The 8,316-nt window shown below is 73.6% G+C and carries 5 protein-coding genes; all 5 read right to left on the reverse strand.

Annotated features, from left to right (window positions below):
• Positions 1-31 precede the first annotated feature (31 nt).
• Positions 32-1,201, reverse strand: coding sequence for a glycosyltransferase (locus AB0C38_RS42550; RefSeq protein ID WP_360684771.1), 1,170 nt, complete (start codon positions 1,199-1,201; stop codon positions 32-34).
• A complete protein-coding gene (locus AB0C38_RS42555) occupies positions 1,201-2,007 on the reverse strand; it encodes an alpha/beta hydrolase (RefSeq protein ID WP_360684774.1) in 807 nt (268 codons plus the stop codon). Before AB0C38_RS42555 ends, AB0C38_RS42550 begins: the two co-directional genes overlap by 1 nt.
• A complete protein-coding gene (locus tag AB0C38_RS42560; RefSeq protein ID WP_360684777.1) occupies positions 2,004-2,309 on the reverse strand; it encodes a phosphopantetheine-binding protein in 306 nt (101 codons plus the stop codon). Before AB0C38_RS42560 ends, AB0C38_RS42555 begins: the two co-directional genes overlap by 4 nt.
• Positions 2,306-6,589, reverse strand: a complete 4,284-nt coding sequence (locus tag AB0C38_RS42565; protein ID WP_360684780.1) for a beta-ketoacyl synthase N-terminal-like domain-containing protein — start codon at positions 6,587-6,589, stop codon at positions 2,306-2,308. The genes AB0C38_RS42560 and AB0C38_RS42565 overlap by 4 nt, the downstream gene beginning before the upstream one ends.
• 5 nt (positions 6,590-6,594) lie before the next feature.
• Positions 6,595-8,316: SDR family NAD(P)-dependent oxidoreductase (locus tag AB0C38_RS42570; RefSeq protein ID WP_360684783.1), on the reverse strand; the 1,722-nt coding region annotated here is incomplete at its 5' end.

Consider the following 8,316-nt stretch of genomic DNA (forward strand, 5'->3'; position numbering starts at 1 on the left):
CGGGGTGATTAATCGAAGTAAATCACGACTTTCACGGCTTTAAATGAGCCAGGCTTTCAAGCGCGAGCTGTTCCAAATGGCCCGCCGCGGCGGCACTTCCGCCCGCCGCGTGGAACGACGCCGCCACGGTCTCCGCGGCTCGCCGGTACGACGGCTCGGTGAGCACCTCCTCGACGGCCGCGGCGATCCGGTCCGCGCCGGCGCGCCCGAAGCGCAGCCGGAGGCCCGCGCCCGCGGCCACCACCTGGGCGGCCACGATCGGCTGGTCGTCACGGATCGGGGCCACCACCAGCGGTACGCCGTGCCACAGCGCTTCGCACACCGTGTTGTGCCCCGCGTGGCACAGCACCGCGTCGATCCGCGGGAGCAGCGGCAGCTGCGGGACCTGCGGGCGCACCAGGACGTTCGGCGGCACCGGCCCCAGGACCTCGCCGGGGTCGACGACGACGGCTCGCGCGGCCATCCCGGCGAACGCCTCCGCCGCGGTCGCGAGGAAGCTCGCACCCGCTTCGGTGTTGGCCGTGCCCAAGGAAACCAGCACCGTCGGGCGGAGCGGGTCGAGCCACTCCCACGGGAAGTCCGTCGTGGACGGACGCGAGCCCAGCGACGGCCCGACGAGCCTTACGCGCGGCGGGAGCGGGGCCGCGCCCAGCAGCTCGCGGGTGGTGAACGCCAGGACGCCGTGCGGTGAGAACCGCGGGTCCGCCGCGCCGCGGCCGCCGGCGATCCGCGCCCGCAGGTCGTCGACGAGGGTGTGCACCCAGTCGGCGACCTTCGGCATGCCGGCAAGGGGGTCGACCAGCTCGGCCGACGTCGTCGCCGAGGTGACCCACGGCAGGCCGCGGGCCTCGGCCAGCAGCCCGCCGGCCAGGGCCTGCTGGTCGGCGACCACCACGTGCGGCGCGAATGCGTCGATCGCCGCGCCCACGCCGGGGGCCATCGCGTCGGCCAGCGGGACGAGGAAGTCCTCCCAGAGGAACCGCAGCGCGGCCGGTCCCTTGAGCCCGGCCGGGCGGGCAGGGGCATCGGCCGGGACACCGCAGGAGAAGACGAGCGCGTCCGGACCGGCCAGCTGCCACAGCAGCTCCTCGTGCCCGGCCCAGGCGACCTCGTGCCCGCGCGCGGCGAGTTCGGCCGCGACGCCGGCGGCCGGGTTGATGTGCCCGACCAGCGGCGGGACGACGAACAGAAAGCGGGCCACTACCGCGCCCGCACCGGGACGCGCGAGGTGTCGCGGACCCAGTCGAAGATCAGGTCGATCGTCTCGGCGGTCCGCTCGACCAGCACCGAGTGGCCCTGGTCGGGCAGCACGACGCAGCGGCAGCGATCCAGGTGCGACTCGAAGTGCGGCACCTGCGCGGCCAGCCCGGAATCGCCGCCGAAGATCGCGAACACCGGGCAGCGCACGGCCGAGAGGTCGGCGGCGATCGTCGCGCTGCGCGGGATGTCCTCGGCGATCGTGGTGGTCTGGAGGATCTTGTTCGCCGCCTTCGACAGCCGCGCGGTGTGCGCGCCGTGGTTGTCGGCGATCCAGCCGATCACCTCGTCGATCGCCAGCCGGGTCTTCGCGTCGGCGAGCCCGTCGGCCATGTGCCGCGTCCATTCGTCGGTCGGCGGTTCGCCTTCGATCACGACGACGCTGGCCACCCGGTCCGGCCGGGCGGCCGCCAGCCCGAACGCCACCGACGCGCCGAACGAGTTGCCGACGACGTGCACCGGCCGCGTGACCCCCGTCGCGTCGAGGACCGCGACGAGGTCGCCGACGAACTCCTCGAGGTGGTACCCGGACTGCGGACGCGTGGTGCGGCCGTGCCCGCGCAGGTCGTACATCAGCACGTCGAGCCCGCGCTCGGCGAACGCCGGGCCGAGGGTGAAGTAGTAGCTGGCGAGGCTGTCGGTGAGCAGGCCGTGGACGCAGACGACGATCGGCGCGTCCCCGTCGAGCGGAACCTCCGGGGTCAGGCGCTGGACGTGCACGTCCAGCGCGCCCGCGCGGATCTTGCTCACGCCGTCGCCCGCAGCGAGGCGACGATGTAGCGGACCAGCTCGCCGACGGTCAGCGCGATGATCTCCTCGAGGTCGCGCTCGGCGATGAACGTCGCGAAGTTGACGCGCTCGCCGTAGTGCTCGCGCAGCTGCCCGGACAACGCCACCAGGTCCACGCTCTCCAGTTCGAGATCGTCGTGGAACGTCGTGTCCATGGTGATCTCGGCGTCGTCGAGCCCGTACTCCTCGAGCAGCTCCTGAAGCATTTCGCTGAGCCGCGCGAGCACGGTCGCTTCGTCCGTAGCCGTGGTCTCGATGCTCATTCCGCGGTCTCCTTCGTCTCTTCGGTCCAGGCGACGACGTAGCGGCGCGGCGGTGCGCCGGGAAGGCTGTCGACGTCGGCGCAGTGCACGGCGTACTCGGTTCCGGCGGTACGGACGATCAGCGCGTCCGGCGCCGCGGCGATCACTTCGAAGTCCCGGGGCTCGCCGCGCAGGCCCGTGCCGAGCAGCTTCGCCACGGCCTCCTTGGCGGTCCAGAACCGGGCGAACCAGCGCTCCGGGTCACCGGTCAGGCCGGCGAACAGGGCCTGCTCACCGGCGCCCAGTGCGGCGTCCACAGTGGACTCCGTGCGCGGGACGACCTCTTCGACGTCGATGCCGCACCGGCCGTGCCGGGCGATCGCCACGCCGACTTCACCGCGGTGGGCCAGCGAAACTGTCAGCGGCGGCAGCTCCCGGCCGTACGCGCCGGCCGCGTGGGGACGGCCCGCGGCGTCGTTGCCGATGCGCAGCTCGGCCGGGTACATCTCGGGCTCTCCGCCGGCCCAGAGGAACTGGCGGACGACGTCCTTGGCCGCGATCCGGCCGAGCAGCCACTGGCGCCGGCCACGCGGCGGCCGGTGGTCGTAGGCGTCGCGTTCGGCGCCCGCAAGGTAGTTGCGCATGATCAGCTCGCGGGTCGCCAGGTCCGGCCACTGCTCGTGGACCAGCGCCCAGCCGCCGGGCTGTTCGTGCGACAGCGTCGAGCGCTCGGGGGTGCGGTCGGCCTGGCGGATGTGCGGGGTGCTGTCGAAGCGGCGGTCGCGCCAGCCGGTGAACTCGGCCCAGACCTGCCCGTCGTGGACGAGCTGCATGTCGGCGTCGAGGAACTCGTCGGTCAGCGCGGTGATCTTGACTAGGCACTCCAGGCGCTCCCCCGGTGCCGGGTGCGGGCCGTGGAACCGGATCTCGCGCATGCCGACCGGGAAGACGGTGGTGCGCTCGGTCAGCCGCGACATGATCCAGTAGCCGAGCACCTGGCCGACGTTGTCGAGCAGCGCCCCGGGCGCGGCGGGCGTCGTCAGCACGGCCCGGACGTGCCGCTCGCCGACCGCGGTCAGCTCGCTGACGCCCTGGAAGAGCGGGCCGTGGAACATCCAGCGGTCGTCGTACAGCTGCGCCGCCGTGGTCTCCGGTGATTGTTCCGCTTCGAACTGCCACGGAGCGGGTGCGTCGGCCGGGTAGGCCGGGGCGAGTTCGACGACGGCCTGCGAGTAGCCGTCGAGCGCCGCGAGCACGCGATCGGGGCCCTGCGGCCGGACGCGCACGCCGACGGTGACCGCCGGCACCGCCGTGATCCACTGGGTCAGCCGGACGTCGTGCACGGCGACCGCCCGGCGGCCGGGCGCGGCCTGCTCGGCGAAGCCCATCAGGTGGCCGATCACCGTGGTGGCCGGGACCACCGGCCAGCGATCGCCGGGCTCGGCCTGGGGCGGCTGCTTGAAGAAGCAGTGGTCGAGGAGGTACGGCATGGTGTCGATCGACACGGTCAGGGTCGTGTCCAGGTCCTTCGGCGGCGCGAGCTCCTGGCGGCGCCGGACCGGCTTCGAGAGCACAGTGGACGCGAGGTCGGCGGTGTCGGCCAGCAGGGCGGCGAACTCCGCCGCCAGCGGGCCTTTTCCGGCGAGGTCGTCCATAGTGGACGTCCGCGTGGCCGGGAGGGCGATCCGCGCACGGACCTCGTCGTCGAGCGAGATCAGGTGGCCGCCGAGATCCAGCTTGACGGCCCGGTGCGGGGCCGGGCGATCGCCGGGCAGCCGCGTGAAGTCGATGTCGGCGCCGTCGGCCCACAGCGCGGTCGCGACCCGGCGAAGCTGGGCGAGGCCGGGCCGGTGCGGCGAGTGCGCCGCCACGACCAGGTGGTCCTCGCCGTGCAGGGTGTCGCCGACCAGCGAGCCGAGCTGCCCCGCGCCGACCTGCACGAACGCTCGGAACCCGGCCGCGTGCATCGCGCGTACGAGCGGCCGGAACCGGACCGGTTCCAGCAGGTGCCGCACGAACAGCTCGCGGACGTCCGCCTCGACGGCGGGGTACTCCGAAACCGTGGTCGCCGACCAGATCGGCCGCGTCGGCGGGTGCAGGGTGAAGCCGGCGGCCGCCTTCCGGATCGGGTCCAGGTACGGCCGCAGCATCGGGGTGTGGAACCCGGACTTGAACGGCAGCACCTGGGCGACGACACCGGCGTCCCGGAACCGCGTCACAAGCGTGTCGACCGCCGCCGCCGGTCCGCAGATCATGGCCTGGTTGGGCGAGTTGTCGTGGGAGAGCACGACGTCCGTGCGCCCGGCCAGCTCTTCGGCCACGCGGGGCGCGGGCGCGCCGATCGCGGCGAAGGCGAGACCGGGGACGACGAGCGCGTCCGGGTCGAACCCGGCGAGGAACGCGTCGACCTCGGTTTCCGCGTGCAGGCCGGCGACGGCCATCGCCGTCCACTCCCCCAGGCTGTGGCCGGCGACGGCGTCCGGAGTGACGCCCAGCCGGCCGAGCGCGGAGTTGAGCAGGCGGCCGAGTTCGAACACCGCCGTGCCTTGGCGGCCGACGTCGCCGACTTCGACGTCCGCGTGTCCCCACGGCAGGCCGAAGTGGCGGGCGACGTCACCGCAGTTGAGCGCCAGTTCCGATTCCAGGCCGGGGAAGACGAAGGCCAGCTTGCCGCCGCCCGGCCCGAGCAGCGGGCGGTCGGCGAACCAGACGTCGTTGCGCCCGCGCCAGGCCCGGCCGCGGGCCACTGCCTTGCGGGCCAGGGCCAGCCGCTTCTCCGTCGGGTCGACGACGCCGAGCCGGACGGGACCGTCGCCGGTCCCGCGTGACCCGGGGCGGTCGAGCAGGTCGCGCAGCTCGTCGACCGTCCGCGCGGCGAGCCGCAGCACCCGCTCCGGCTCCCGGACGACGGCTGCGGACACTTGCCGGCCCGGGGCCTGCTCCAGCACGACGTGGGCGTTGATCCCGCCGAACCCGAACGCGTTGACCCCGGCCCGGCGCACGTCGGCGTCCCACGGCCGAGCCGTGTCCAAAGTGGAGAACCGGGTCTTCGCGAGCGCGGGGTGCGGGTCGTCGCAGTGCAGGGTGGGCAGCAGGACGCCGTGGTGCACGGCCAGGGCCGCCTTGACCAGGCCGGCGATCCCGGCGGCGGGCATCGTGTGCCCGATCATCGACTTCACCGAGCCGAGCACCGCCGCGCCCTCGCTGCCGAAGACCTCCGCCAAGGTCTCGAGCTCGGCCGCGTCACCGGCCGGGGTCGCGGTGCCATGGGCCTCCAGGAGCCCGATCGAGTCGCGGGCCGCCGGGTCGAGGCCCGCGGCCGCCCACGCCTGGCGCACCGCGCGGACCTGACCGCCGGAGTCCGGGTTGGCCAGGCTCGCGGTCCGGCCGTCGGAAGCGACGCCGGTGCCGGTGATCACGGCGTAGACGCGGTCGCCGTCGCGCTCGGCGTCGGCCAGGCGCTTGAGGACGACGACGCCGGTGCCCTCACCGATCAGCACGCCGTCCGCGTCGCGGTGGAACGGCCGGATGCGCTCGCTCGGCGACAGCGCGCCGAGCTGGGTGAACACGCTCCAGAACGTGATGTCGTGGCAGTGGTGGACGCCGCCGGCGAGCACGACGTCACACCGGCCCGAGGCGAGCTCCCGCACGGCGTGGTCGACGGCGATCAGCGAGGACGCGCACGCGGCGTCCACGGTGTACGCCGGGCCGCGCAGGTCGAGGCGGTTGGCCAGCCGCGAGGCGGCCAGGTTGGGCACGAGCCCGATCGCGGACTCCGGCGCCTCCGGGCCGAGCTGGTCGGTGAAGGCCTGCCGGACGGCGTCGAGCCGGGTTTCGTCGAGGTCCGGCAGCAGCTCGCCGAGGGTGCGGACGAGCTGGCTCGCGGTGCGGACGCGCTGGTCGAGCCGGACCAGCCCGGGCGTCAGGTAACCACCGCGGCCGAGCACCACACCGACTTTGGCCCGATCCGCGGGCAGCCGGTCGGGCCCGCCCGCGTCCGCGACGGCCTGCGCCGCGACCCGCAGCGCGATCAGCTGGTCGGGTTCCGTGGCGGGCACCGAGTTCGGCATGATCCCGAAGCCGGTGACGTCCACTTCGGCCAGTTCGTCGACGAAGCCACCGCGCCGGCAGTAGACGCGGTCGGCCCGCCGCTGCTCGCCGGGCGCGTAGTGGGCGACGTCCCACTTCTCCGGCGGCACCTCGGTGATCGCGTCGACGCCGCCGGCGAGGTTGCGCCAGTACGCCGCGAGGTCCGGGGCGCCGGGCAGCAGCACCGACATCCCGACGATGGCCACGCGCATCCCGGTCACCACCCCGAGGCGGTGTGGACGACGGCCGAGACCTCCGGGCGGCCCCAGGCCAGCTCGCGCAGCAGGCCGAGGGTGCCTTCTTCCGGGTCGATCAGCTCGATGCCGCGGCGCGCGTACTCGCGCATCAGCTCGGGCGTCACCATGCCGTCGTGGTCGCCGGTCGGCGCCCACGGTCCCCAGTGGACGGTCACCGCGCGCCCGGCGGGCCACCGCCGCCCGAGCGTTTCGAGGGCGTCGTTGGCGGCGGCGTAGTCCGACTGGCCGCGGTTGCCGAGCGTCGCGGAGATGCTGCCGAACAGCACCACGAACGTCGGCTCGTCGGGCAGGTCGGCGGTCGCGTCCAGGAGCGTCCTGGCCCCGTCCACCTTGGTGTTGTAGACGCGGGCGAAGGACTCCGGGGTCTTGTCGGCGACGAGCTTGTCCTCGATCACGCCGGCCGCGTAGACGATGCCATCGAGGCGGCCGTACTCGGCGTGGATCTCCTTGACCGCGCGGTGCACGGCTTCGGCGTCGAGCATGTCGACGGACTGGTAGCGCACCGGGCTGCCGAGGGCTTCGAGCTGCCGGAGGGTCTTCCGGACCTCACGTTCGCCCTCGATCCGCCGGACGGTCTTCTCGATCTCCGCGGGGCTCTTCAGGCCGGCGTTTATCAAAGCCGCACGCAGCTCTTTGGCGTCCTTCGCTTGCGGGTACTCGTCCTCGGTGGCGGGGACTGGCGTCCGGCCGAGAAGTTCGACGCGGCAGCGGGTCGCCCCGGCGAGGGTGGTGGCGAACCGGGCGGTGATGCCCTTGGCCCCGCCGACGAGCAGGACGACGGAGTCACGGTCCAGGCCGATCGCCCCGGCTTCGGCGGCGCCGTCGCCCGCCGGGCCCGCACCGCTGGCGCCGAGGAGGCCGAGGTCTTGTTCGGTGGGTGCGAGGCCGCGCCTCGCTTGGCCGTCCCGGATCACGACGGGCTCCCGGTCCACAGTGGACAACTCGGCGACGAGGCTCGCGGCGTCGGCGTGCTCGACGACCCGGGCGAGGGTGTCCGGGTACTCGCGGGCGACGCTGCGGTAGAAGCCGCGGAGTCCTTCGGCCGGTCCGGCGGTGAGCAGCCACCGGGGGTGTTCCGCGAGCGCGGCCTGGTACTCGGGGAAGGCGGCGGGCAGGACGGAGTCGCCACCGGGGAGGTGGAGGTAGCCGTCGAAGCCGGGCCGGACGTCGTCGCCGATTTCGGCTTCGGCACCGTGTCCGGCCAACTCGGCGCGGAGGGCGTCGGCGCGCGTCCCGGTTCCGAGGATGAGGAACCGGCGGCCGGCGATGTCGGGAGCCGTGGCCGGAGCGAGGTCGACCTCGGTCATGAGGTACCGCTTCGGCGCGACGATCACGGGCTGCGGCCCGGTCGTCGGCTCAGCGACGGCAGGCTGGGCGCTTCCGGTACCCAGCAACTCGGCGATCCCGGCCGCCGTCCGGGCCTTGGCGAGTTCCTCGACTTCTCCGGCGCCCAAGCGGATCGTCAGCTCACCCGCGATCTCGGCGCGCTTGATCGAGTCGATGCTCAGGTCGGCTTCCAGATCGAGGTCCGGCTCGATCATCTCCACCGGATAACCCGTCCGCGTCCCGATCACCTCGACCACGGTCTGCAGCACCGAGCGCCCCAATGTGGCCTTCGGTGCGTCAGACGCACCCAAGGGGCCCTTCGGTGCGTTGAGCGCAACCAAGGCCACATTGGGGCG

This window comes from Amycolatopsis sp. NPDC048633, assembly GCF_040650695.1.
Lineage (GTDB): Bacteria > Actinomycetota > Actinomycetes > Mycobacteriales > Pseudonocardiaceae > Amycolatopsis.